Raw genomic sequence first — 24,121 nt, 5'->3', positions numbered from 1 at the left:
TCCTACAAGACCGGGTTTTTAAATAAACGCCGAGCGCTTAACTCGAACAACTGGCGCATGGCAATGGCGAGCAATAAGTAAATTAGTGCTGTTACTAAATAGGATTCAAAGCTGAGAAAATTGCGCGATTGTATAAAGTTGGCGGAAAAGGTGAGCTCTTCTACCGATATCTGCGATACCACAGCAGAGCCCAGCATGACTATGATGCATTGGCTCACTAGCGCAGGGTAAATTCTTTGAAAAGCGGTAGGAAGTACGATGCGACTAAAAATGTGCCAGTGACTTAAACCTAAGGTTTTCCCCGCTTCCCATTGGCCTTTTGGGGTGGCTTCAATCCCTGCGCGAATAATTTCGGTGAGGTAAGCGCCAAGGTTTATCACCATGGCTAAACAGCCGGCTTGCCATGCGCTAAGTTTAAGCCCTAGCGCTGGCAGGCCAAAAAAGATAAAGAATAACTGCACAATAAAAGGGGTATTACGAATCACTTCTACATACGCGCTAATCAGCCACCGTAACCAAGCTTTGTTACTTATTCTCCCTGCCGCACCTGCGGTGCCAAGCAGTATTCCTGCAAAGGTGGAATACACGGTTAGCTCGGCGGTGGTTAATAAACCTTTGGCGAGCTCGGGTAAGTAGGGCAGTAGGCCGCTAAAGTCCAGTTGGTAGCTCATTACGCGCTCCTTGTCTTACAGCTCTTTAGGCAACGAGGTTTTAAACCAAGCCAGTGATAGGCGCTCTAGCTCTCCACTGTTTTTCGCTTGGGCAATTAAGCCGTTCACTTTGTCTACTAAAGCTTGTTCGCCTTTAAGTACACCAACATAACAAGGTGAGTTTTTAAGTAAAAACTTGGTTTCAGGCTTGCGGGTAGGTACGCGCTTGGCGATTTCTGTAGCGACCAAGTTACCGGTAGCAATCAGTTCAACTTGGCCAGATAGGTAGGCAGACAGCGTTGTGTTGTTATCTTCAAAGCGCTTAATGGTGGTTGAGCTGTCCACTAATTTGCTTAACTCAATATCTTCAACAGCGCCACGGGTTACGCCAATGGTTTTGCCTGTAAGTTCTTTGGCCGAGCTTACCGTTACATCTTCAGCGCCAAATACCCCTAAGAAAAAAGGCGCGTAGGCTTCACTAAAGTCGATGGCTTTTTCGCGCTCTGGGTTTTTTCCTAGGCTGGAAATCACTAAATCAACTTTACGGGTTTGCAAGTAAGGGATGCGGTTAGCGCTGGTTACTGGCACCAACTCCAGCTTTACATCTAATTGTTCGGCTAAATAGCGCGCCATATCTATGTCGTAGCCCATTGGTTGTAGGTCACTACCCACAGATCCAAAAGGAGGAAAATCTTGAGGTACCGCCACTTTTAGTACACCGCGTTCCATAAGTGTTGATAGTTGGTCGGCTTGGCTTACAGTGCTGGTTAGGGCGCAGACTAGGATAGCGGCGCTAGCAATCAATTTTTTTAAAGTAAACATAGGGCTTCCTTAGCGGGTTAATTTTAAATGAAACGATTGAATCTATATTTTTATATTTGCAACAAATGAGCCGAGAACTTTCTGTATGAATAACTATTTAGTTAATTGTTTAATAACAATGATTTACCGTATTTTTTAGGCTGTTGTTTGCTTTGGGATTGGAGAGTTTGCAGATTATTCACCCACTTTGGTGCCGAATAACGACCAAAGCGGTGCAATAAATACCACTAAAGTGGTATTTATTATTGCTATTTAAGTCAGTAGATATTTATCTTTACCGTTATAAAAGGAATGTTTTTAATTAAATTTTAAGCTTAACCATTTGATTTAAATTGAAAATGTACTCTGTGATGAAAAAGTGATAACTCTGTGAATTGGTTGGGACATGTGCTTCTTATACTGGATTTGACTGTTAAATAAGGACCGCAAAAGGAGCGAACCATGGATCTCAAGTCATCTTTGTTAGCAATGCCATTGATTGCTGTAAGTACATTAAGCCAAGCCGCAGTGGTAGACGTTAAAATCACTAACCTTACCCAAGGTATCTATTACACACCGCTATTAGTTACTGCACATACCTCTGACGCACATTTGTTCAAAGTAGGGCAAACCGCCTCTTCAGCTCTGCAAGCAATGGCTGAAGGTGGTGATATCTCTGGTCTACAAACCATTGCCGACGGTATATCTGCTGTTTCATCGGCTAACCCTGCTGGTGGCTTACTTGCCCCAACCGAATACGCAATGGTTAGTGATTTAGACACTGGCAGTAATACTCACCTCAGTATCGTGGCAATGTTATTGCCAACCAACGATGGTTTTGTGGGTAAAGATAGCTGGGAAATTCCGAGCGAAGCCGGCACTTATACCTTCTACATGAATGGTTATGACGCTGGTACCGAAGTCAACGATGAGCTAGTTGTCGATGGAAGCGGTATGTCTGGCGTTCCAGGTATTCCAGCTAACCCTGGCATGAACGGCGGTACTGGTGGTAGCGGCGTAGCAACAGCTTCAGCTAATACCAAAATTCATATTCACCCGGGTAACGTAGGTGACCAAGACGCAGCTGGCGGCATGAGCGATCTAGATAGCCGTATTCACCGCTGGTTAAACCCAGTGGCCAAAGTAGTTGTTACCGTTAAGTAATTAAGGAGGATCTATGGCTATCTCAAGTTTTGCAAAGAGAGCCTTGGCCGTAGCGGTAATGGCGGCAGGACTAAGTGCATGTGGCAGTGATGATGACACCGTTGTTGTATTGCCACCCGATACACTAGACTTTGAAGTCACCGTGTACAACGACACCGCAGCACAACCTTTATCGCCAGTAGTGGTAGGTATACACAGTGCTACGATGAGTTTGTGGTCGGTAGGTTTATCTGCAAGTGTACCCTTAGAAACCATGGCTGAAGGCGGAAACGCTGCCGACTTAGCAGCGATGTTTACCGATACCAACGTTGCAGTACTAGGTGCAGGGGCTATTGGCCCAGGTAACTACGAAAAACTAATGATTAGTGCTGAAGATCGCACTGAGATGAAATTATCCCTAGCAAGCATGATGGTAAACACAAATGATGCGTTTACTGGTTTGAATGCGATTGATGTTTCAGGCTTAATGGTAGGCGACAGCATGAGTTACACGCTACCCGCTTACGATGCTGGTACGGAAGCAAACAGTGAAGCAATGGGTTCTATTCCTGGCCCAGCAGACAGCGGCGAAGGCTTTAACGCAGCCCGAGATGATACGATGAACAAAGTTTCTCGCCATCCCGGTCTAGTAACCCAAGCCGACGACGCAATGTCAGTATTGCTGCCTGATCATCGAATCTCAGGCACTGTTGGGCGCGTAGTTATTACTCGTACCAACTAATACTGTTTGTTATTACGCCCGTGCTGCGGTGCGGGCGTAACTATTTGGTCTGTCTATAAATACAAGGAAAGGAGCCTGTATGTCCCCTCGGATCCTGGTCATTGAAGACGACCACGATATTAATAATCTGATCACCATGAACCTGAGTGACATGATGTATCAGGTAGAAAGTTGTGAAAACGGCTCGGAAGGTTTTGCCAAAGCCAGCCAAGACAACTTTGATTTAATCGTTCTCGACTTAATGTTGCCCGGCATGGATGGCCTCGATATTTGCCGCCAACTGCGCGCGCAACAACAAAACACCCCAATTTTAATGCTTACCGCTCGAGACTCTGAAGCCGACCGTGTGGTGGGTTTAGAAATGGGCGCAGATGACTACCTCACCAAACCCTTTAGTGTACGCGAGCTACAAGCGCGGGTTAAAGCCATGTTGCGCCGAGTAGATATGCTAATTCAAAGTCAAAACCAGCCTGCACCCAGTGTGATGCAATGGAAAGACTTAACTATTGATGTCGCCCGCCGCCTAGTGTCGGTACGTGAGCAAGCGGTAGAACTTACCTCTACCGAGTTTGATTTACTGCATCACTTAGCCAAGTCACCCGGGTTGGTATTTAGTCGCGCTCAGCTGCTTGACCAAGTGTGGGGATATAAACACAGTGGATACGAACATACGGTGAACTCTCATATCAACCGCTTACGCACTAAATTAGAAAGCGATCCGTCTAATCCTGAATATGTGCTCACCGTGTGGGGAGTAGGGTACAAGTTTAATGATGTTTAAATTTATTAGTTCTTTTTACAGCAAGTTAATGCTGGCGGTAGTGGTGTGCTTTATCCTTGCTGGTGGCCTGTTGCTAGGTTTGGCTCACCAAAGCTCGCAGCAATACCAAAATGAAATTGAGCAGAAGCTGCACCTACAATTGGCCGAACATTTGGTGCACGACAGCCAGTTATTCAAAGACGGGCAGCTCGATCCCAAAGCAATTAAACAAGCTTTTCATTCAATGATGATTCTTGGCCCTAGCTTTGAGTTTTATATTCTCGATACCAGCGGCAACGTGGTGACCTACTCAGCAGATCCCAGCAAAATTAAACGTAAGCAAGTAGCCTTAAAACCGATCCGCCACTTTATTAATGGCGACAGCGCCATGCCGATTATTGGAGACGACCCTCGCTCCAGCAGCCGACGAAAGATTTTTTCGGTAGCTGAAATTCATGAAGGCAGCACTGTTAAAGGTTACTTGTACATCATCATTGGTGGTGAAATATACGATAGCGTGGCTGAGCTATTGCAGGGCAGCCACATAATGAAGCTGAGCATGCTGGGCTTACTGTTCATCCTTGGATTTAGTTTGCTGGTGGTGTTTCTTATATTTGGTTTGCTCACCAAACCTTTGCGTCGCTTGGCTAAAGATATTGATCAATTCCAGCATGTGGGTTTGGAACAAAGCTCGAACATAGCGGGGCATTGGCAAGATAACTCACACGACGAAGTACAAAAGCTGGGGGCGGCATTTAGCGACATGGCCACCACCATTAAAGGCCAATACCAAAAGGTAAAAGATACCGACCAATTGCGCCGCGAGCTTATTTCTTACGTATCTCACGATTTACGTACACCACTTGCATCGCTGCAGGGCTATTTAGAAACCTGGCAATTAAAACACAAAGATCTGTCGGCCGAAGAAGGCGAGCAGTTGATTAAAGTGGCATTGAGTAGCGCCCGTAAAACCTCTAGTTTAGTGGAGCAGTTATTTGAACTTGCTCACCTCGACAGTGACTCCGCCACCATTAACGAAGAGCCAGTGGCCATAGCCGAGTTGGCACAAGATGTCATTCAAAAGCTCGAGTTAGCCGCTCACAAAAAGAACGTAAGCATGCGTGTCGACCCGCAAGATCCATCGCTGCTCGCCTGTGCCGACATTCAACGCATTGAACGGGTATTTACTAACTTACTGGAAAACTCGATTCGCCATTGTAGTGATGGCGATGAAATTAAGGTGCTAATTAGCCCCGTACAGCAAAGTGACAAACTGTTAATTACCGTGAGTGATACTGGCACCGGTATACCCGCCGATGACTTACCGCATATCTTTGACGCCCACTATCGCGCGGCTAATCGCGCGAAAGATAAAAGTTCGCACGGCGGTTTAGGCTTGGCAATTGCTAAGCGAATTGTGCAGTTGCACCGGTCTTCTATTAGTGTTGAATCAACCTTAGGCGAGGGTACTCGCTTTAGTTTTAGCTTAGACAAACCCATGTAAGCGGGCCTACTTGATGCGTTTAAACTAACAAGCCAGCGAATTGTCGCTGGCTTTTTGGTTTTGCTTAGCGCTTATTTCAGCGTTGATTTATAGATCGAAATACACAAACGCTGCCTAACAAATAAACTATGCGCTCACTGCATAACTTAAGTGACAAAAATTCATTTGGAACATGTCATCGACTTCCTTACACTCCGCGCTTCTTTTTATTGTTTGTAGTTAATAAGGCCCATGTTTTCGCAATCTACCCTTGCTCAAGTATTAAGAATACTCACCTTGTTGAGTTTGTCTTTGCTGCTGGTACATCACTCGCCAAGCTTATTAAAGCTGTTGGCCGAGCAAGCTATGAATAGCGGTTGCCACCAAATGAATGATGAAGGCATGCATAGCAGCCATCATCACTCTCATCATCAACATCATTAAAGTAAGCAAGAAGGCACAATGAGTATTTTTCGATTTCCCATTCTAGTTTGGCTAGGCATTGGCATTCTGGTGATATGCCTAGGCATTAGGCAGTCTTTTGGCATATTTATGATGCCAGTGTCTGAGCACTTTCAGCTCGGTAGAGAGTTCTTTAGTTTTGCCATTGCGCTGCAAAACTTATTGTTTGGTGTATTTCAGCCCTTTGTTGGTATGGCTGCCGATAAATGGGGCCCTAAAAGAGTGATTATTTTAGGTGCTATTGCTTATGCTTTAGGCCTGTATCTAAGCTCTATCGCAGCTGAACCCAGCATGCTGTATTTGTCGCTAGGGGTATTAGTTGGGGCGGGGCTAAGTGCCACCAGTTATGTGATTGTATTAGGTGCAGTGGCAAAAGTAGTACCGGCCAAACATGCCGCCAAAGCCTTTGGTTTAACCACTGCGGCAGGCTCTTTTGGCATGTTTGCGATGATACCTGGTGCCCAGCTAATGATGAGCCAAGTGGGTTGGCAGGGCGCTCTTCAAGGCTTTGCCTTGTTATGTGCAGTAATGATTGCCTTTGCCATGTTCATGAAAGCCGCAAAACCTAGCACTGACAATCAAGCTGTATTAGACGACAAGCAAACGCTAAAAGAGTCTCTATCAGAGGCGTTTTCTCATAAAGGCTATTGGCTGATTCATGCGGGCTTTTTTGTGTGCGGTTTTCATGTAATGTTTATTGCTACGCACTTGCCGAGTTACTTGGCCGATAAAAATTTAAGCGCAACTACCGGGGCAATGGCCTTGGCTTATGTGGGCATATTCAATATCTTTGGTTCGTATTTCTGGGGGGTAATGGGCGATAGGTTTAGTAAGCGCCATGTTATGTCGGCCTTGTACCTAATGCGAACCCTAGTGATTGCCGGATTTGTCACCCTACCGGTTACCGAGAGCAGCGCGGCTATTTTTGGCGGGGCAATTGGCTTTTGTTGGCTGGGTACTGTGCCATTAACCTCTGGCTTAGTGAGACAAATGTTTGGTGCGCGGTATCTCTCTACCTTGTACGGTTTAGTATTTTTTACCCATCAGGTGGGCAGTTTTCTGGGCGCTTGGGCAGGCGGACGTATTTATGATTACTACGGTTCTTACGAACCTATCTGGTGGTCAACCGTAGCGCTGGCCTTTATCGCCGCACTGATTCACTTGCCGATTAATGACAAACCAGTATTGCGTTTGGCGGCTGCTAGTTAAGTCTGTCGGAGGGAATCAAGAGGAATCATTTCCTAACACGTTTATGGACTAAAATGTGTTAGGTTTGATGGAGTAACGCCTAGCTAATGGGCATAAACATCTCATCTTGTTTGAATGAAGTGTCTACTGAATCGGATCAACTACATTGTCCGTGTTGAATTCCTTGTTATATTTCAATTCGATCACCATGACTTGGTGGTGTGGATGTTACTGTAAATATTAAATCAATTTCATGCTGGTTACTCAATTGGTGCCTTGAACCAGCAGGGATATGAATACCCTCATTTGGTTTTACTCTGAAGGTTTTTCCTTCAAGTTCGATAGTTGCAATACCAGATAAGATAAAAAAGAATTGCTCTGCTTTGGTGTGGAAATGACGAGATTCAGAACAACCAGAAGGCACTCTTTCTTGGATTACACTTAGGCTTTCAGATTTTACAAGATGCCAACCGTCACACTGGTTTCCCCAAGTGTAATGCTCGGCTAATTTATTGCTAGTGACTGCCAAAAGTGCTCCTTGAAATATAACGCCCGCTTAAGTTGTGAGTTACGCACCACTGAAGCCAAATTTTAAACCGTAATCATACAAACCAAAATTCACACCAAAGGTGCCAAGCGTTACGAATCAACTTGAAGCGCTTGTTAGGCTTTGGTCTCAACTTCTTCTACCAAAGCTGATAACTCAGAACAAAGTGCCAAGAGAGCTCCGTAAATCAGAGTTCGCCTAGGGACATCTAAGTTTCGCTTAATCTGTTGATAGTGAGGTGATTTACTTTGCACAAGTTTTAAAAAATCACCCAACATATGGTCTAGCCCTTTAGGCTCTAATTGATGCGCTAGAGAGTTACGGATCTTGTTAATCTTTTTAGCTGCAAGCCAAACCCATTCTGTATCTTCACAGCAGGGAAGCAACGACTCCACTAGACAGATTACTTGATGACAATCGAACGAAGTACCACTATTGCCTTTTAAGGCATCGGGGTTAAGCAAGAGAGTTTGAAGCAAGTCACGAGTAATCTCTTCGACCAACAAGTGTCCTTTGAGTAATTGCGTTGTAATTTCATCGCTGATCGGCACATGCTTCGCAAATTTATTCAAATCTTCTGATTTAGCGTACTTTAGTTCCAAATTTCCTCCGAAAAGCCTAACGCCCAACGCAGTGGAGGTCGGCTTGAGCTGTTTGTTATAAGCTTTACTCACTAATGATTTTACTTTCTTCCCAAAATTCGTAGACTTTTAACCACCACTTCTTTGACTCAGGGAGTAAATACAGTTCTATCTTTTCCGGAACCCCTTCACCCACTACATTTATATATTGAAGGTCTTCCAGAATTCCAACTGTGGCAGCTTCTTTTACATATGAATCGCCCTCCAAGTGCCAGCGTTCGATGACAGCAAATATTCTCTTAACTTCCTCGATGTTTGACTCAGAGATTAAACTTGAAATATAACGCGCCAAGTCTCCCAAAGCTAAATACTGTGGAAGTTCATCATCATCTTTCCACTCCTCAATAAATTCATTCCAGATAGGGCGAAACGCATCTGACACCTCAAGGATTGGCTGGAACATTTCTTCTCTTACAATCATCACTCGATTCTATGTGGGCTTAAAACGCCCCAATCTAGCGAATCCCCTCATAATCCTCTGAGAACTCATATAAGTAGACGCGCACCCCGTGGTTTGATCTAATTAATTTCGCCAAAAACCTTTTCTATCTAACCCTGCACGGAGGCAGTCGGGATGCGCGAAATTCAAATTCTACACCAAATGCTTATTGAGCTATGCCCTAATATTCACAAAAAACGCCTTAACTCTCTGATGGTTGCCACTACATCACTCTTGGATGGCGATAAACTGTCTCTCACCGAGCTAGGGCGGAATATCACCAGCCGTACCTCACCCAAACACTGCATTAAACGTATCGACCGTTTGCTCGGTAATCACCATTTAAATAGTGAACGTTTAGCGATATACCAGTGGCATGCTCGGCAGATTTGCGGCGCTAACCCCATGCCAGTGGTCTTGGTTGATTGGGCTGATGTTCGTGAGCAATTACGGATGATGACATTGCGCGCTTCTGTTTCAATAAAGGGCCGTTCTATCACCTTGTATGAACGCACCTTCGAGTTCAAAGATTACAATGCTCCACGTAGCCACAATCAGTTTCTATCTGAACTCGCGAAGGTGTTGCCCAAAGGCTGTACACCGCTGATTATCACTGATGCGGGATACCGAAACACGTGGTTTAGAGAAGTGGCCTCTTACGGTTGGTATTGGCTGGGTAGGCTACGTGGTGAGGTCTGTTACCAGCTCAGTGACCAATGGGTGCTGACTAAAACCTTGTATGATTCGGCGAGCAGTAAATCACGCTATATTGGCGCAGTACAGATAGCCCGCAAGAAACCCATGCCCTGTCATTTATATGTCTTCAAATCTAACGATAAGCACCGTAAAGATAAACGCTCCCGCCGCTCCGGTAACAATCACTCGGCCAAGAAGCTGTATCACCGCTAAGCCAAAGAGCCTTGGGTACTGGCCAGCAATTTACCCCCTGAATTATTTAACGCGGTACAAGTGACGAAGTTATACGCAAAACGGATGCAAATAGAAGAAACCTTTAGAGACTTAAAAAGCCCCCAATACGGCTTTGGCTTGCGCCATAGCCGGTCGCGCTGTCCGCGCAGGTATGACGTGCTATTGCTGATAGCGATGCTGGCTGAAATCACTTTATGGTGGTTAGGGCTGGTTGCTCAGCATATAGGTTGGCAACGACACTTTCAGGCAAATACCATTCGAAAACGGGCGGTACTATCAATCGTGAGGCTAGGCAAAGAAGTGCGAAGACGGCCTGACTTCGACATACCAGAGCAGCGAATACGCTGGGCAATTAACGAGTTTCGCTGGTTGACTCACTCTGCGGGACTGAAAGATTTATGAGGGGATCCTCCAGCGCCCCAATAAGGGGCTGATAATGCTTCGCTAAAATGTGTAGCGAAGCGAAACTTAGCAGTCCCGCCTTGATTGGCTTGTTAGCTGCTACTTTTTCTTCGGTGGTGGAACTTCATCTTTTAATGTTCTTGTAACAGGCGCTCTTGGAGCTACCGGCGGTGGTGGTGGAACAGGTTTATTAGTCATGTTTTATCCTACATTTTAGGTTTGGGTGCATTATTTTCGATAACTTTTCTAGCTGGTGGTTGAGAAGGCTTAACTGGTGGCGGTGGCGTTTGGTTATTAGACATAAGCTTATTTCCTTTTAATGTTTCATTTATGCTAGATAGGTTATTAGATATTTCAAGTAACTCACTGACAAGTAATTTATTTGCGTCCGGGTTAGTGACACTTTCGTTTACCGATTTACTAAACGTAACTAAACTTTTATTTAATATAACTAAGTTTTTATTTATATCTTGTAAATTTTTTGATGCGGACTTATCGGCTATCGGGGTTTCTTTTCGTGGTGATGATACATCTAGATTACCAGAGATAAATACTATACTTGATAACACAAAGGGTATGGCTAAAAACAAAAGCCATTTAAACGAATGATGAATATGACTTGATCTAGTATCATTAATAATAGTGTTATGTGTAGCGCAATCTCGATAGTGTTCATATAAATAAGTTTTCATTGAATCATTGATAACAACTACTTCCTGAAGATTGTCGGGGTATTTAGTATTGTATTCATCAATAGAACCTTTATGTTTCAGTAATTCATCACGAAAATCATCTGTTTCAATTGGCGAAGGCATCCCTTTATATTCATTTCCCCAAAACGCCTTTAATAAATGTTTAAGGCAGAAGAAAGATAAGATTATAATCAGTGAGATTAGAATAAAAAAAGTGATTATTACGACAGTCTTTTGTTCGAAGTCGACCATTCTTACCATATAACTAACAAAAGATAATACGGCAGCAAGAAGGGCAAAATTTAGTTGAACACGACCAATTAACTTCTCTCTTACTTCCATTTCGTGAAAGTAAGTTTTTTCAAACAATTCGAATAGCTTATCTAGAGTCAAGGTGCATCCTTACGCATGAGTTTGAAGTGGCAGCTAACGCCTCAATCAGCCGACGCGTCAGCGGTCGGCTGGATTGACTTGTTAAGTCTTCTCTTGGGGTATATTTGGACTAAATTATACGTAATATCTCCGATTATTTTAGACACCCTAGATATTTCCAGCTCTTCATTCTTTAGTAGTGGTGGAATGTAGAGGACACCATCTGTAACCCCTGATGCGGTTAAATAGTTTAGTAGCTGCTCGGTTCCACTACTCAGTATGCGCGAAACACCGTGACTTGGGTTTTTAATCTCTATTATCAGCTTCTCAGCATCTCTTTGCAGGAAGAAGTCAGCATAGTAATTTCGGCCATTTTGCTTTCTCGATATCGAATACTCCGAAAACACATTGATATCTTCAGCAAGGTTATTTAAGAATGCTGTTAGGGAGCCAATCAGCTCGACCTCGGTGATTCTTGGAATCATAGAGCCTGAAGTTTTATCTGGAACTTCTTTCGAAAACGAAATTAAAAGTTCAACCACTCGCTCTATGAGAGGCTTGTTTTTGGAGCTAGTGCCTTTAGCTGGCGGAGAGGATTTAAGCTCATTGTCCTCTTTGTCATATGCTCGTTTTTGAGCCATTTGATCAAGTAGAATATTTATAAATGCAGAAATATTCACTATTGCTAGAAAAGCCTCTTGCTCTGAAAAATAGAGTTTATAATCATGGGTTGACTTATTTCTCCATTCCGTTCGATAGTTTGTAAATAACTGGAGAACTCGTTCTTTTAGAACATCATTTTCTTCAAAGTACTTTTCAATCTTATGTGGTGTTATTTTGTTTGGGTTACTTCCGGTAATTATTCGGTACGCTTCTTTAAGAGCGCCTTCAAAAGCTTGGTTGCTTCTATAGATGACATCATTGAATAGATAGTCATCTCCAGACTTACCATTTTCATAGTGTCGCTCTGCAATTTCAATATGGGTGACTACACTGGACACTCCTCTATCATCTTCAGATGTAGAGAAATATTCAGCTTTATCTTTTAGTAATTTCAATAAGTCCACGGTACTCCCTCAGAGGCTTAACAGCTTAATAAGAGGAAAAATTCCTTGTTTAAACAATGCATTTTTCCTCTTATCATACATTTGATAAAAGACAGATTATCACCTTTCCTGAGCGTCATCAGCCGCCTAGCTCGAAAAATGACAAATACATCAGCAGAAAAGAATGCAAGCGCCTGTGAAAAGGAGGAATTGCATATCACATGAGTATAATCACAGTATTTTCCCATCCAAAGAAAGAAACATTAAGGGTAAATCGCACTATCTGGGGAGGGGAGTGGTAATACCTTGTGAGGCGAAAATGAGATAGCTCGCTGATACAGCACTGTTCATTTTTAGCACTTATGTTCCGGCTTAATGTCTTCCAGCAAAGCCCACACCATTGTTAAAAAAGGCCGCTTTGTTAGCGGCCTTTACTTTGTTGGCTAAATACCTAAAACACTTAACTTACGGGTTGTAGTTATTGTGGGTATTGCTTAGCTTGTAAAAGGTAACTTTGGCGTAGTCGCTATCGTTACTGCTGTTGTCTTGCAGGTAGATACCGGCTTTAAAGTACATGTAGTTGCCTGAGTCATCGTAACCACTGCCCGACATATTGACGGTTTTACTGGCGAGTTGGCTGCCATTTTGGCTGATTTTTACGATTAGCGAGTCGCCATTCACCGTAATGGTATAAGAGAACTCTTCGTTTAAGCCAATGCCGCTAGAAGGGTTTGAAGTACTGCTTAAATTACCGTTTGATGAGACCATGCTGCCAAGTAGGTTGTACCACGTCTCGTTACCACCGTCTGATTTCGACGTTTCGTGGGCAAAGTAAATGGCGCCATTACTGTTACCCGGTAGTTTGTGGTAGTAAAGGCGGATAGGTTCATTTTTTTCAGCATGAATTTGGCCAATGACAATACGGCCAACGTGCTCGTTATTTGAGCTGGTTGTAGTTACGTGATTTACCGCTAAGGTAGCGTCTAGCGTGCCGTCAATCCCGCCAAAGGCGCTTTGGCTGCTGCTTGGTATGCTTGAAAACGCCCAGTTGTTGTCTTTTCCGCTGGTAGAATACGAGGTATTTCCGCGGCGCAACATTTCACGCAATTCGGTGCGTACATACTTTGTGCCGCTTGAGGTGGTTACCCCTTTAACCGGCGTGTAAAACACCATGCCGCCATCACTACCGGTGTAAAAATAGGCATCTTCGTAACTGGCTGCTAGCTCAACTTCTTTTATCGACGTGGCGTAACCATCACCCTCATCTTTTGGAATGCTCAAATACCAATCCAATAAATCAAAATTTGCAGAAGGTGCTTTAGAGGCATCTAAGTTGTAGTCACCACCGCCGCTGCCGCCACCTGAGCCGCCACCAGATGTAGTATCAGTTCTGGTGAGTTCCCATTGTTGGTTAACACTGCTGCTTGAGGGCGAAAGATAGAGTGATTGTCGTTTTGCCGCTCCATTATTACCGTCAATCGAGTAGCCCGGAGCATTGCGTTTTTCGATGCGGTAGATTTCGGTACCACTGGTGACTTTTACTTTTTTCCAGTGTTGGTCGTAATTGCTGGCGTCACATACTTCTAGTGTGACGGCTTGATTGTTTGCACCGCCAGAACCCCCGTCCCAACAAAGGCTGGTGCCTTCTTTTTTATAGGAGTAGTAACCACTTCCATGGCTAATTTGCACCCAATTTTGGTTGGTATTGGTGGTATTGGTGGTCCATAGGTATAGCTGCTGCCCGTCAACGGCACCGCCGTTTCCGTCTATAGAGTAGCCCGTTTCATTTTTTTGCATGTTGAACGTTGCAGCAGTTGCTAACGAAGAAGATAACGCTAGAACAACAAAGCACACTGATTTTTTCAGGGCATTGTTGTTTAACAGGAACTTGTTCGATGCAGCGTGTTTATCAATAGGTTTCATCACTAATATCCTTAATTGGAAAACCTTGTTGCTAAAGTAAATGTACATTTAGGCAAACTAAGACGAGCGGTTTTATCCTTAGCTTGCCCCACTATTTGTAGACCTACTGCTTACCTGCTTCTGTTAAGTAAATGGCCATGTCATAAAATTGATAATCAACTTATGAAATTTAATGTTAGCGAGCTTAGTGATTAAAAAATCAGCTACGCATTGCAAAAGGTAATTTTATAATACAAAAATGCTCATTTTGTGAACTAGTCATACAAATACGAGAGTGAATCTTGCTTGATGAGTATTTTGTACTATTGGGCTGGCAGTGTGAGTAGCGGTAGGTTTTTGTTGGCTAAGCTTTGATATAAAGGTTTGTTCAAGGTTTAACTTAGTGGTTAAGTGATTGTTTTTGTTAGTTCGCTACGGCGTTATCTGCCTATATTTGTATGATGTTTGTTGGTGTGTGAATTACCAGCAAAATCACCTGTTTAAAGTCAGTATCACCGAGCGCGAAAGCTTGAATAACAGAGTTACTTAAGAATAAGTAACTTTAAATGGTTACATTTGATTAAGTAACTAATTTGGGTTACTTTTGTTCTGTCAGTAAATATAGGCCTGAATATGCAACAAGTAGCAGTGCTTACCGGAGACTTAGTGGGCTCTAGTGAGCTGAGTAGCGAAGACTTCGCCAAAGTTTTACAACGTTTAAGTGAACACTTAGCGCAAGCGAGTGAGCAATATCAGTGTCGCTACGAGATTTTTCGGGGTGATGCTTTTCAGTTAGTGCTAAACGACCCACGCAAGGCCCTAGAGTGCGCGTTAAGCATTCGCTTAGGTTTAAAAGCTTATGGCAGTAATGCACAAAATTTTGATGCGCGAATAGGCATTGGTATTGGTAAAATTGACCCATTGGCGGAGTACGTTTCTCGCTCAAATGGCGAAGCCTTTATTCTCTCTGGGCGTGGGCTGGATAGCTTAAAGCGCCATTACTTAGGCATTTTTAATAACAATGAGCAGTTTGTGCAGCGTATTGCCTTGTTAACCAAGTTTGCCGATCGTCAAATACAAGAACTTACCGTTAGGCAGGCCAAGGCCTTATTCTTATATTGGCAATTGGCCGAGCCTAGCCATGCTGCCTTGGCCGAGCAACTAAGCAGTTCGCGGGTAAATGCCACCAAGCTGCTTAATCAATCGCAATATCAATTATTAGACGAGTACAAACACTTTTTTAAACAACTTATGGATGAGTTTTACTATGGAACAGCTAGCACAATTCGCTCTTAGCATCGGCTTGGCCTATGTCTTGTTCGAGTTTTATTGTATGCCTGCTAACTGGGCGAGCAATATTCAGCAATTAAAATTTGCTGCGCCCAATTTATATGGTCGAGCACTGGTTCTAAGCTTGATATTTATATTGCTGGCGTGGGCTTTAATAGGTGCCAGTGTGTCTTTGCTAGTAGCAACCGCAGCGCTGCTGGTGGCAAGTGTATTAATTGGTGGCGTGAGCGCGTATTTACCCGATACAAGCCGCTACTTTATAGGCCGACAATTAGCGCAAATACTGGTGTTATTGTTGTTGGTGGTAGAGTTAACGCAGTCATGGGAACAGGTAGACGAGTTAAGCCAAAAACTACTAGAACCAGGCCCTTTAGTTATTGCCTTAGCGTATCTACTGATACTTAGCCCAAGTTCTAAATTGTTGGCCTTAGTTCTACAGCGTTGGAGCCCGATTACCCATCAACCAGAGCAAAATTTGCCTATGGCTGGCCAGGCAATTGGCATGGTTGAGCGCTGCTTAGTTGTAACCTGTGTGTTGCTGCACCAGTTTGCGGCCATCGGTTTTATTGTGGCGGCCAAATCAATCTTTAGATTTGGTGACTTAACCGGGCAGTCAGACCGCAAACTCACCGAATACGTTATGCTGGGCACTTTGCTAAGTGTGACTATTAGCGTGTTTACTGGCTTGGCCGCGCACGCATTGTACGATGCTTTTAACTAAATTTTCTTTTTAAACACTCACGAGTAAACACAACATGAGCGACGCTTTTTTATCCCAGTTACAACAAACCTTTGGCTTTGAAAGCTTCCGCCACGGGCAAGCCCCAGTGGTAGAACGTTTGCTGGAACAGCGCTCGTGTTTAGCGATATTTCCCACTGGTTCTGGTAAATCTTTGTGTTACCAATTCACCGCTTTACAACTGCCACACCTTACTTTGGTGGTATCACCTTTATTGGCGTTGATTAAAGATCAGTTAGAGTTTTTGCAAGCTAAAGGAATCGCCGCAGCCAGTTTAGATTCAACCCTAAGCCCAGAGCAAAGCAAGCAGGTAATGAGTGATATTCGTAGCGGCAAAACCAAGATTTTAATGGTCTCGGTAGAGCGTTTTAAAAACGAACGCTTTCGCCAGTTTATTCAATCGGTGCCTATGTCGATGTTGGTGGTTGACGAAGCGCACTGTATTTCTGAATGGGGCCATAACTTTCGGCCGGATTACCTAAAACTGCCGCAGTATCGCCAAGAGCTTAATATCCCTTTAGTGCTGCTGTTAACAGCCACTGCTACTAAAAAAGTAAAGTTAGATATGGCCGCGCGGTTTGCGATTAATGAGCAAGACATTGTACAAACTGGTTTCTACCGTCCTAATTTAGATTTGTCGGTGCAAGCCTGTAGCTGTGCTGATAGACATCAAACCTTAAGCCAATTTGTTAGCCAGCAAAGCGGGGCAGGAATTGTTTACGTTACCTTGCAGCACACCGCAGAAGAGGTGGCTAAACACCTACAGCAGCAAGGCATAAATGCGGTGGCCTACCATGCCGGTTTTGCTAACGAACAGCGCCAGCAAACTCAAAATGATTTTATGAATGACAAGGTGCAAGTGGTGGTAGCCACCATTGCCTTTGGCATGGGGGTAGATAAAAGCAATATTCGTTTTGTGGTGCACTACGACTTACCCAAATCTATAGAAAACTACAGCCAAGAAATTGGCCGAGCAGGGCGCGATGGGCAATTTTCGCAGTGTTTAACGCTCGCAAATTTAGACGGCCTAACCACGGTTGAGAACTTTGTTTATGGTGATACACCAGAATTAAGCGGCGTAGAGAGTGTGTTAAACAACATTCGAGAAGAAAGCCAAAACCAGCAGTGGGAAGTACAAATAAATACCCTGTGCAACCTAAGCAATATTCGCCAATTACCCTTAAAAACCTTGTTGGTGCAGTTAGAGATACAAGGTTTAGTTAAACCTTTATATGCTTACTATGCCGATTTTAAATACAAATTCTTACAAGACAAAAATGCCGTATTAGCGCGCTTTTCTGGCGAGCGCTTGCAGTTCATTCAAGCCATTTTTGAACATACCCAAATGAAGAAAATTTGGGGAAGCCTTAATTTTGATACGCTGTATCAGCAATACCAAGCCGAGCGCTCAAGAGTCGTTGCCGCCTTAGAGTATTTGGCGGAGCAGGGCTTAATTGAACTGGAAACCAAAAAAATTACCGAGGTGTATCAAGTGAATACCCAAGCCTTAGCAGAGCCAGAACTGGCTAGCCGTTTAAGTGCTTACTTTAATGATACCCAAACCAAAGAGATAAAACGGATCGCTCAGCTCGTTCGCTTTTTTGAGCTAGATAGCTGCTTAAGCTACCAGTTAGCGCGTTATTTTGATGATAACAATGCCCCCCAGAAATGTGGCCATTGCAGCGTGTGCCAAGGTCAAGTGGCTAAATTGGCTTATTCCACTGCAAGCGTTGCACTAAACGACGGGCAAATACTGAGTGACTTACAAGCTTTACACCAGCACCTTAGTACGGGCAACAAAGCCAAGCTAAGCCCGATTATGGCCTGCCGCTTCTTAACCGGCATTACCAGCCCTTGGTCTACCAAATTTAAGTTACGTCAACTCAGTGGGTTTGGCCGTTGTGAGCACTTACCTTACGCAAGTACGCTTCAGCAGGTAGAGCGATTGTGGGAGCAGCTTACTTAAATAGCTTGTTCTTGAACGGAAACGAATTAGTAACTTTGACAGCCTAAGTAATCTGGAATAACTTTTGGTATCTCATGGCGTTTAAAGCCACTGCTATTAGCGGTGGTTATATTTATGAGCTTGCTTGTGTAAGTCTTCGCTTATTTCAGTGATACAGAATGGCTTACCTATGTACTTCCTTAACTAAAAAGACAAATTATGCGGAAGTCCCCCTCGATAAGATTTTGCTGGTTAGAATAAGTGAGTTTTTTATGAATGATATTTTGGTGGAGTTACGAGCTAAGTTAATAAAGGATAAAGAAAAATTACTAGCGCACAATAAGAAGCCGAGTAATGCCCAAAGCAAATGCGATCTAACCGATGCCGGTGATCTTGCGTCAAAACTCGAGACTCAAAGAAATGAAATAGCTTTATATAACCTAAATCAGCAACACCTTGAACAGATAGACTTGGCGTTAGAGCGACTCAAAGATGAAGATGCTCTTTATTGCAGTAGTTGCGGAGACTCGATTGCAGAGCGCCTTAAGATTAAACCTGATGCTCAACGCTGTGTCCCTTGCCAAGAAATCAGTGAGTCAAAACTGCAACATAGTCAGTCATAACTAAAAATAATGGCTGAGAAATATATGCCGCCAATGAGAAGGTTGCTGTAAGGCCAGAGTGGGATAGTTATTACACTTTATCTATGGTAGTCGTACCAATCGGTCATGGTTTTTTTGTCGCTAAGTTATAGCTCCGATTCAAATCGCGCTAGCCTTGCTTCTGCCAGCGTACAATCTGTTATTTCGATGAGCTCGTTTAAAGTAATATTGGGTTTCTCACTCACTAAACGCAGTAATCTGTCGTGTTTAGGTTCTTGCTGTTCCTGAAAAGCCTTGAGCTGTTCATCTAGCTTAGTCACTAAGTAACGCATGCCTTCATCTTGCAATTCTCTTAAGCTTTTTAACAGTTTTATAGCGGCTTGTTCCGAGCCTATTAGCTGCCAATTACGTGAGCGACGAATACGTTTTATTGCACAGCTATTTGCGTCTGCCAGTTGTTTGGCTAGTTTGGCATTGTTACCGCCAATTCTACGAATTAACGAGGGCAGTGGAATGTGTAGCGGTTCATCTTTCATTTGTAGGATCTTGCATTTAAATCGGCTAAACATCAAACCTAAACGCGGGTTTTATTGCTTGTTGTTAATGCCAAGCAATTCGGCTTGAGTGTGCGCCAATCTTTACCATACTGGTAGTGCGAGTTTAGCTTAACAAGGAAGCACTTATGACTATTCGCAGACACGGTATAACAGTGGGCATTGAGCGGCTAGAAACGCGCTTGCTGGTCTCATTTAAAGCTTGTGGCACCCTTACTCATCAAGATTATCAAACCATCACGCCGATTATTGAATCGGCTTTAGCCGAGGTTAAACACCCTCAAATTCGCGGTTTTTTTGATGCCAGTGAGCTTGAAGGCTGGGAAATGCGCGCTGCCTGGGATGATTTAAAGCTGGGATTAAAACATGGCCATAGCTTTGAAAAAATTGCCATATTAGGCCATCAGCAGTGGCTTGAGTGGGCCTCAAAAGTCGGTAAGTGGTTTATTGCTGGTGAGGTGCAAGTATTTGAACACGAGCAAGCCGCCTTAGCGTGGCTAGAAGACTAGGCTTTCACCCTAGAGCTAAATAAAAAAGCCAGATCAAAAGATCCGGCTTTTTATATTTTCATATGTTAGCTCGCGCTTTGTGCCTCATGCTGAGCTTGTTGCATTGGGCTCTCTTCTTTCTCTAAAATCTCAGAGCTGGCCAAGTATAAAAAGTGTAAGTGGCGTTCATACTGGCTAATAACGTCTGCAATAATTTGGTCTTCGGTATAGCCAAATACGTCATATTGCTGACCACCTTGCAGTAAAAACACTTCGGCTCGGTAGTAATCGTTGTGCTTTTCATCGGCGTAGCTTGGTAGCATAAAGTGACGTAAACGCACCCCGTAAGCAAAGTTTTCGGCTTCTTCTTTGTAAATTGTTAAGCGAATCTTGTCGCTGTCTTCAATCAGTTTAGCGTTAAGCTCGTTCTCGGTAAATTGCTCTACCAATTGGGTCAGTGCTGGGCGCACTACGCCACTGACAAAGTTTTCGGCTTCTGGCTTAAGCGGGTGCACCAACAGCGAATCTAGGCGTTCTTTCCAAGAGATATTGGCTTTTGAAAATTGCACTGAAGTATTGTGAGTTTGCACACTATTTTGCAGCATGTAGTCGTGTTTAAGTGCTTTAAATAAGCCATAACAGAAACACAATAAAACAAACATAAACGGGAATGCCGAGGCAATGGTTAAGGTTTGTAGTGCCGACAACCCACCAGCAAACAACAATGCAGCGGCAATAAAACCAATTACTGAGGTCCAGAAAATACGTTGCCATACCGGTGTATTGGTTTCGCCGCCAGCGGTAATAGTATCAATCACCAAGGCACCAGAATCTGCAGAGGTAATAAAGAAGGTGGTAATAAGCAGTACCGCAATGGCCGATAATAACGACGATAGTGGCAGCTGTTCAAAGAACACAAAAATGGCAGTGGCTACATCATTGTTCACTGCTAAAGCTAATGAGCTAGCAGCGTCTCCAGCAATCATATGAATGGCGGTATTACCAAATACGGTCATCCATAAAAAGGTGAAACCAGTAGGAATAAATAGTACTCCTACTATAAATTCACGAATAGTGCGGCCGCGAGAAACCCGCGCAATAAAGGTTCCCACAAACGGAGACCAAGATACCCACCAACCCCAATACAATAAGGTCCAGCCGCCAATCCAATCTTCTTTACGGTCGTAGGCGTATAAGTTGAAAGTACTGTTCACCAACTCACTCATATAGGTGCCGGTATTTTGCACGTATGATTGCAATAACAACTCGGTAGGGCCAAAGATTAAAACCGCAACCAGCAGGGCAACTGCCAGAATAATGTTGAGGTTAGATAGTCGCTTAATGCCGCCGTCTAAACCTAGCACTACCGACACCGTGGCTAAGGCGATAACCACGACGACAAGTAGCAATTGTATCCATTCGGTTTGCGGTAAACCAAATAGATAATGTAGGCCAGCGTTGAGCTGCTGAACGCCAAAGCCTAATGAAGTGGCTACGCCAAATAGGGTGCCTACCACCGCAAAAGTATCGGTAGCATGGCCAATAGGACCATGAATTTTATCGCCAATCAGTGGGTACAAGGCAGAGCGAGGCAGTAAAGGTAGTTTATGGCGGTAGCTAAAATAGGCCAGTGCTAAAGCGACTACTGCGTATATGCCCCAAGCATGCAAACCCCAATGGAAGAAGGTTATACGCATGGCGTCTTGCGCCGCGGCAATGCTTATGGCATCGCCCACTGGCGGAGACATGTAGTGCATCACGGGTTCGGCCACACCAAAGAACATTAAACCAATGCCCATTCCTGCGGAAAACAACATAGAAAACCAAGATACATTGCTGTAGTCAGGTTCAGAGTGGTCGGGGCCTAATTTAATATCGCCGAGCCGACTTACCATAACAAATACAACAAACATTAAGAAAATAGCGACTGACAATACGTAAAGCCAACTTACGTTTGTACTTAGCCAGGTTTGAATGTGACTAAAGCTAGCGCCAGAGATATCAGGGAAGATCGCAGCAAATAGGGCAATCGTTAACGCAATAATTAACGATGAGTAAAAAACGGGTGGGTTGATTTGTTTAGCGGTGTTCATAAAAACTCTATATTGGATCGCGTATTCAGGACACTGAATAGCGGTGACTGCTGTACCATTCGTTCAAACTCGAGGTTATCTATGAATGTGTAAGCTTTGCGTAGGATTGAGCCACGCGGAGTAAACAGCCAAATAAAGCACGTGATATTAGCGCCTATATGCGCCAATACATCACTTACATGTGCATTGGTGGGAGAGGATTATAGCAGATTATGGAATTAATCGGCTGATTTCTGAGCGATAATTCAATCTTAACGATATATATAACTATTTCATTTTTAGTTTATAACAAAAAATACTGCCATGCTGATTACTGTGGTGATTAAAGCATTGCGGGTGCTTACCGCTAAAATAGTCGCGAGTATCGCGCACAGTAGGTAAGGGTTATCTAGGCCAATACTTAGCTCTTCTTCACGAATAAATACAATAGGAGCAAATATAGAGGTAAGCACCGCTGGCGCGGAATAACTTAAGAATTGCAGCGCCGTTTTGCTTAAGCGCAGCGGTATTTTGGGCTCTAGAAACAAATAACGACTAGCAAATACAATGGCCGCCATGGCAAAAATACTTAACCAAATCATTGTTCTTCTCCTCGCCATTTTGCATACAGGGTGGCCAAACCCATGGCTAAGATCGCCGAGATGAGCAAACCACCCGGAATAGCCAATAACTCGCACACCACCGAGCTAACCAAGGCAATTAATACACACAATAAGCCAGATGGCTGCTTGATGTTAGGCACCACAATGGCAATAAAGGTAGCGGCAATGGCAAAATCTAAGCCCCAGCTATCTAGGCCTTCAATGTTAGCGCCAGCAATAATGCCCACCGCCGAAGCTATGTTCCACCCCAAATAAAAGCTTAAACCACCTCCCAGTGCATACCAAGGATCAAAGCGTTGCCCTTTGTTTTTATTGGCAATGGCAAACAGTTCATCGGTAAGTAAATACCCCAACAACAAACGCCACTTTAAGGGTAAAGGGCTAATTTGAGGGCGCATGGCCATGCTGTACAAAAAATGCCGAGAAGTGATAAGCATCGTGGTGAGTAACATACTCATTAATCCAGCACCCAGCTTAAACATGCCGGTAGCAACCAGTTGGGCAGAGCCCGCAAACAAAATGGCCGACATTGCTTGGCTTTGCAGCGGGCTTAAGCCTGCTTCTACCGCATAAGAGCCTGCCAAAATACCCCAGGGAATAACCGCTATGGTTAAGGGTAAAACGGCTAACGCGCCTTTGGCAAAAGCTTTACACTTGCTTGGCCAATTGAGATGAAGAATGGTTTCAGTACTATTCACATTGTTCCTTGAAAAAGCGGCTGGTTGGAAAGGCCTAAGCCTGAAATTCTTTAGCGTAACGGCCAGGTGTAATGCCTAATGCGCGTTTAAAGTGGCGGCTAAAGTGGCTTTGGTCATGAAAACCGCAATGTAGTGCTACATCGAGTTGTTTGTTACCTTGGCGTAAAAAGGACTTAGCTAAACGCAGCCTAGCCTGAATTTGGTAGGCATGGGGCGGAATGCCATATTGCTTTAAGAACTGTTTAACTAAATAACAAGGGCTTAAGTTAACCAGATTTGCCAGTTCACTTAAGGATACGTCTGCTTCGGGTTCTTCATCTAAAAACTGCTTCACTACGCTTAGCTTGCTGTCAGCCACCTTCTTTAGCACCGATAGCGGGCGAGTTTTACTGTGCCTAGACAACAATAAACTCAAGCTAGAATAGACCATGCTCTCGCGTAATAAGCGATTGCTGGAGTGTTCAAGAGTAGCAATGGTATTGCGTAACGAATTAGCCACCAGCGCATCTTCTACCGCGGCTTGTGAGAAATAAGGCGCCCCCTGAGACTTAATACCTAACTCTTGGCTGAGTTGTTCAAATTGTTCGGGCGTAGGATACATAGCTTGATAGGACCATCCGCCTTCAGAGGCTGAGCAACCGGTATGAACTTCATCGGCATTCACCAAAATAATGCTATCTTGCGGCGCAATATGGTTGCCGCCAGTACGGTAGAATTGCTGAGCACCAGATTGAATCACACCTATGGTGTAGCCTTCGTGGCTATGGCGAGAAAAGTTTTGTTTCTCGTAGCGGGCATTAAGAATTTCTATGCCACCTAGCTCTTCGGCAAGCTGATAACGTGCTTGTTCTGCTGCCATTGGCTTACCTCCTTGCTGGCCTGATTGAACGTTCATCATAACGTAGATCAC

Annotated in this window: 24 protein-coding genes and 1 pseudogene; 12 read left to right on the top strand and 13 right to left on the bottom strand. The window is 43.9% G+C overall.

Features of this window, described 5'->3' with window-relative positions:
- Positions 1 to 2: 2 nt before the first annotated feature.
- Complete coding sequence (locus tag Q4549_RS17170; RefSeq protein WP_303553692.1) at positions 3 to 671, bottom strand: amino acid ABC transporter permease; 669 nt, start codon at positions 669 to 671, stop codon at positions 3 to 5.
- 15 nt (positions 672 to 686) lie between these two features.
- The gene (locus Q4549_RS17165; protein WP_303553693.1) at positions 687 to 1,472 is read right to left on the bottom strand and encodes a transporter substrate-binding domain-containing protein; all 786 of its coding nucleotides are present in this window, start codon (positions 1,470 to 1,472) and stop codon (positions 687 to 689) included.
- A gap of 441 nt (positions 1,473 to 1,913) precedes the next feature.
- On the opposite strand from Q4549_RS17165, the gene Q4549_RS17160 reads away from it, so the two are divergent.
- The 6 genes from Q4549_RS17160 to Q4549_RS17135 all read left to right on the top strand — a co-directional run bounded on the left by Q4549_RS17160 (position 1,914) and on the right by Q4549_RS17135 (position 7,250).
- A complete protein-coding gene (locus Q4549_RS17160) occupies positions 1,914 to 2,615 on the top strand; it encodes a spondin domain-containing protein (protein WP_303553694.1) in 702 nt (233 codons plus the stop codon).
- Between the two features lie 13 nt (positions 2,616 to 2,628).
- Positions 2,629 to 3,336 carry a spondin domain-containing protein gene (locus Q4549_RS17155; RefSeq protein ID WP_303553695.1) on the top strand — a complete coding sequence of 236 codons (708 nt, stop codon included), beginning with the start codon at positions 2,629 to 2,631 and terminating at the stop codon, positions 3,334 to 3,336.
- Positions 3,337 to 3,415: 79 nt separating this feature from the next.
- On the top strand, positions 3,416 to 4,117 hold the full coding sequence (locus Q4549_RS17150; protein WP_303516178.1) for a response regulator transcription factor: 702 nt from the start codon (positions 3,416 to 3,418) through the stop codon (positions 4,115 to 4,117).
- On the top strand, positions 4,107 to 5,600 hold the full coding sequence (locus Q4549_RS17145; RefSeq protein ID WP_303553696.1) for a cell wall metabolism sensor histidine kinase WalK: 1,494 nt from the start codon (positions 4,107 to 4,109) through the stop codon (positions 5,598 to 5,600). The genes Q4549_RS17150 and Q4549_RS17145 overlap by 11 nt, the downstream gene beginning before the upstream one ends.
- Before the next feature lie 231 nt (positions 5,601 to 5,831).
- The gene (locus Q4549_RS17140; protein WP_137672698.1) at positions 5,832 to 6,023 is read left to right on the top strand and encodes a hypothetical protein; all 192 of its coding nucleotides are present in this window, start codon (positions 5,832 to 5,834) and stop codon (positions 6,021 to 6,023) included.
- 18 nt (positions 6,024 to 6,041) lie between these two features.
- Complete coding sequence (locus tag Q4549_RS17135; RefSeq protein WP_303553697.1) at positions 6,042 to 7,250, top strand: MFS transporter; 1,209 nt, start codon at positions 6,042 to 6,044, stop codon at positions 7,248 to 7,250.
- 166 nt (positions 7,251 to 7,416) lie between these two features.
- Here Q4549_RS17135 and Q4549_RS17130 read toward each other — a convergent pair whose 3' ends face one another.
- The 3 genes from Q4549_RS17130 to Q4549_RS17120 all read right to left on the bottom strand — a co-directional run bounded on the left by Q4549_RS17130 (position 7,417) and on the right by Q4549_RS17120 (position 8,838).
- Positions 7,417 to 7,758, bottom strand: a complete 342-nt coding sequence (locus Q4549_RS17130; RefSeq protein ID WP_303553698.1) for a cupin domain-containing protein — start codon at positions 7,756 to 7,758, stop codon at positions 7,417 to 7,419.
- 134 nt (positions 7,759 to 7,892) lie between these two features.
- Positions 7,893 to 8,450 carry a hypothetical protein gene (locus tag Q4549_RS17125; protein ID WP_303553699.1) on the bottom strand — a complete coding sequence of 186 codons (558 nt, stop codon included), beginning with the start codon at positions 8,448 to 8,450 and terminating at the stop codon, positions 7,893 to 7,895.
- A complete protein-coding gene (locus Q4549_RS17120; RefSeq protein ID WP_303553700.1) occupies positions 8,443 to 8,838 on the bottom strand; it encodes a hypothetical protein in 396 nt (131 codons plus the stop codon). The genes Q4549_RS17125 and Q4549_RS17120 overlap by 8 nt, the downstream gene beginning before the upstream one ends.
- Before the next feature lie 153 nt (positions 8,839 to 8,991).
- Here Q4549_RS17120 and Q4549_RS17115 point away from each other — a divergent pair.
- A pseudogene (locus Q4549_RS17115) lies at positions 8,992 to 10,188 on the top strand (IS4 family transposase).
- Between the two features lie 206 nt (positions 10,189 to 10,394).
- Here Q4549_RS17115 and Q4549_RS17110 read toward each other — a convergent pair.
- The 3 genes from Q4549_RS17110 to Q4549_RS17100 all read right to left on the bottom strand — a co-directional run bounded on the left by Q4549_RS17110 (position 10,395) and on the right by Q4549_RS17100 (position 14,221).
- Positions 10,395 to 11,273 carry a hypothetical protein gene (locus Q4549_RS17110; RefSeq protein WP_303553701.1) on the bottom strand — a complete coding sequence of 293 codons (879 nt, stop codon included), beginning with the start codon at positions 11,271 to 11,273 and terminating at the stop codon, positions 10,395 to 10,397.
- Positions 11,274 to 11,314: 41 nt separating this feature from the next.
- Positions 11,315 to 12,319: a hypothetical protein gene (locus Q4549_RS17105; protein WP_303553702.1), complete on the bottom strand. Its 1,005-nt coding sequence runs from the start codon at positions 12,317 to 12,319 to the stop codon at positions 11,315 to 11,317.
- A 444-nt stretch (positions 12,320 to 12,763) separates the two neighbouring features.
- Positions 12,764 to 14,221, bottom strand: a complete 1,458-nt coding sequence (locus Q4549_RS17100) for a polysaccharide lyase family 7 protein (protein WP_303553703.1) — start codon at positions 14,219 to 14,221, stop codon at positions 12,764 to 12,766.
- 612 nt (positions 14,222 to 14,833) lie between these two features.
- Between Q4549_RS17100 and Q4549_RS17095 the strand changes: the two genes are divergently transcribed.
- From Q4549_RS17095 to Q4549_RS17080, 4 genes are all read left to right on the top strand, one after another.
- On the top strand, positions 14,834 to 15,496 hold the full coding sequence (locus tag Q4549_RS17095) for a hypothetical protein (RefSeq protein ID WP_303516651.1): 663 nt from the start codon (positions 14,834 to 14,836) through the stop codon (positions 15,494 to 15,496).
- Complete coding sequence (locus tag Q4549_RS17090; protein ID WP_303553704.1) at positions 15,468 to 16,211, top strand: DUF3307 domain-containing protein; 744 nt, start codon at positions 15,468 to 15,470, stop codon at positions 16,209 to 16,211. The genes Q4549_RS17095 and Q4549_RS17090 overlap by 29 nt, the downstream gene beginning before the upstream one ends.
- A gap of 34 nt (positions 16,212 to 16,245) precedes the next feature.
- Positions 16,246 to 18,195, top strand: a complete 1,950-nt coding sequence (locus tag Q4549_RS17085) for an ATP-dependent DNA helicase RecQ (RefSeq protein ID WP_303553705.1) — start codon at positions 16,246 to 16,248, stop codon at positions 18,193 to 18,195.
- A gap of 251 nt (positions 18,196 to 18,446) precedes the next feature.
- Complete coding sequence (locus Q4549_RS17080) at positions 18,447 to 18,797, top strand: TraR/DksA C4-type zinc finger protein (protein ID WP_303553706.1); 351 nt, start codon at positions 18,447 to 18,449, stop codon at positions 18,795 to 18,797.
- Between the two features lie 125 nt (positions 18,798 to 18,922).
- Here the strand turns inward: Q4549_RS17080 and Q4549_RS17075 are convergent, their stop codons facing one another.
- Positions 18,923 to 19,312 carry a ribosome recycling factor family protein gene (locus Q4549_RS17075; protein WP_303553707.1) on the bottom strand — a complete coding sequence of 130 codons (390 nt, stop codon included), beginning with the start codon at positions 19,310 to 19,312 and terminating at the stop codon, positions 18,923 to 18,925.
- A gap of 146 nt (positions 19,313 to 19,458) precedes the next feature.
- Here Q4549_RS17075 and Q4549_RS17070 point away from each other — a divergent pair, with 146 nt between their 5' ends.
- On the top strand, positions 19,459 to 19,839 hold the full coding sequence (locus Q4549_RS17070) for an STAS/SEC14 domain-containing protein (protein WP_303553708.1): 381 nt from the start codon (positions 19,459 to 19,461) through the stop codon (positions 19,837 to 19,839).
- Between the two features lie 65 nt (positions 19,840 to 19,904).
- Here Q4549_RS17070 and Q4549_RS17065 read toward each other — a convergent pair whose 3' ends face one another.
- The 4 genes from Q4549_RS17065 to Q4549_RS17050 form a co-directional block, all read right to left on the bottom strand.
- A complete protein-coding gene (locus Q4549_RS17065) occupies positions 19,905 to 21,911 on the bottom strand; it encodes a BCCT family transporter (protein ID WP_303553709.1) in 2,007 nt (668 codons plus the stop codon).
- A gap of 278 nt (positions 21,912 to 22,189) precedes the next feature.
- Positions 22,190 to 22,492, bottom strand: a complete 303-nt coding sequence (locus Q4549_RS17060; protein ID WP_137672709.1) for an AzlD domain-containing protein — start codon at positions 22,490 to 22,492, stop codon at positions 22,190 to 22,192.
- Positions 22,489 to 23,211 (bottom strand): AzlC family ABC transporter permease, encoded by a 723-nt coding sequence (locus Q4549_RS17055; protein ID WP_303516640.1) that lies wholly within the window; start codon positions 23,209 to 23,211, stop codon positions 22,489 to 22,491. Before Q4549_RS17055 ends, Q4549_RS17060 begins: the two co-directional genes overlap by 4 nt.
- Before the next feature lie 34 nt (positions 23,212 to 23,245).
- Positions 23,246 to 24,070, bottom strand: coding sequence for an AraC family transcriptional regulator (locus Q4549_RS17050; protein WP_303553710.1), 825 nt, complete (start codon positions 24,068 to 24,070; stop codon positions 23,246 to 23,248).
- Positions 24,071 to 24,121: the final 51 nt, after the last annotated feature.

This window comes from Agarivorans sp. 2_MG-2023, from assembly GCF_030548085.1.
In the GTDB taxonomy this organism is placed as follows: Bacteria; Pseudomonadota; Gammaproteobacteria; order Enterobacterales; family Celerinatantimonadaceae; genus Agarivorans.
Note: the sequence above shows the minus strand (reverse complement) of the source record. Positions and strands in the feature narration are given on the sequence as shown.

Excerpts from the sequence above, each read along its gene's own strand:
- Q4549_RS17160 (WP_303553694.1), top strand. The coding sequence starts at position 1,914 with ATGGATCTCAAGTCATCTTTGTTAGCAATGCCATTGATTGCTGTAAGT.
- Q4549_RS17150 (WP_303516178.1), top strand. The coding sequence starts at position 3,416 with ATGTCCCCTCGGATCCTGGTCATTGAAGACGACCACGATATTAATAAT.
- Q4549_RS17140 (WP_137672698.1), top strand. The coding sequence starts at position 5,832 with ATGTTTTCGCAATCTACCCTTGCTCAAGTATTAAGAATACTCACCTTG.
- Q4549_RS17165 (WP_303553693.1), bottom strand. The coding sequence starts at position 1,472 with ATGTTTACTTTAAAAAAATTGATTGCTAGCGCCGCTATCCTAGTCTGC.
- Q4549_RS17085 (WP_303553705.1), top strand. The coding sequence starts at position 16,246 with ATGAGCGACGCTTTTTTATCCCAGTTACAACAAACCTTTGGCTTTGAA.
- Q4549_RS17060 (WP_137672709.1), bottom strand. The coding sequence starts at position 22,492 with ATGATTTGGTTAAGTATTTTTGCCATGGCGGCCATTGTATTTGCTAGT.
- Q4549_RS17090 (WP_303553704.1), top strand. The coding sequence starts at position 15,468 with ATGGAACAGCTAGCACAATTCGCTCTTAGCATCGGCTTGGCCTATGTC.
- Q4549_RS17155 (WP_303553695.1), top strand. The coding sequence starts at position 2,629 with ATGGCTATCTCAAGTTTTGCAAAGAGAGCCTTGGCCGTAGCGGTAATG.
- Q4549_RS17095 (WP_303516651.1), top strand. The coding sequence starts at position 14,834 with ATGCAACAAGTAGCAGTGCTTACCGGAGACTTAGTGGGCTCTAGTGAG.
- Q4549_RS17170 (WP_303553692.1), bottom strand. The coding sequence starts at position 671 with ATGAGCTACCAACTGGACTTTAGCGGCCTACTGCCCTACTTACCCGAG.
- Q4549_RS17070 (WP_303553708.1), top strand. The coding sequence starts at position 19,459 with ATGACTATTCGCAGACACGGTATAACAGTGGGCATTGAGCGGCTAGAA.
- Q4549_RS17080 (WP_303553706.1), top strand. The coding sequence starts at position 18,447 with ATGAATGATATTTTGGTGGAGTTACGAGCTAAGTTAATAAAGGATAAA.
- Q4549_RS17065 (WP_303553709.1), bottom strand. The coding sequence starts at position 21,911 with ATGAACACCGCTAAACAAATCAACCCACCCGTTTTTTACTCATCGTTA.
- Q4549_RS17075 (WP_303553707.1), bottom strand. The coding sequence starts at position 19,312 with ATGAAAGATGAACCGCTACACATTCCACTGCCCTCGTTAATTCGTAGA.
- Q4549_RS17145 (WP_303553696.1), top strand. The coding sequence starts at position 4,107 with ATGATGTTTAAATTTATTAGTTCTTTTTACAGCAAGTTAATGCTGGCG.
- Q4549_RS17050 (WP_303553710.1), bottom strand. The coding sequence starts at position 24,070 with ATGGCAGCAGAACAAGCACGTTATCAGCTTGCCGAAGAGCTAGGTGGC.
- Q4549_RS17120 (WP_303553700.1), bottom strand. The coding sequence starts at position 8,838 with ATGATTGTAAGAGAAGAAATGTTCCAGCCAATCCTTGAGGTGTCAGAT.
- Q4549_RS17135 (WP_303553697.1), top strand. The coding sequence starts at position 6,042 with ATGAGTATTTTTCGATTTCCCATTCTAGTTTGGCTAGGCATTGGCATT.
- Q4549_RS17100 (WP_303553703.1), bottom strand. The coding sequence starts at position 14,221 with ATGAAACCTATTGATAAACACGCTGCATCGAACAAGTTCCTGTTAAAC.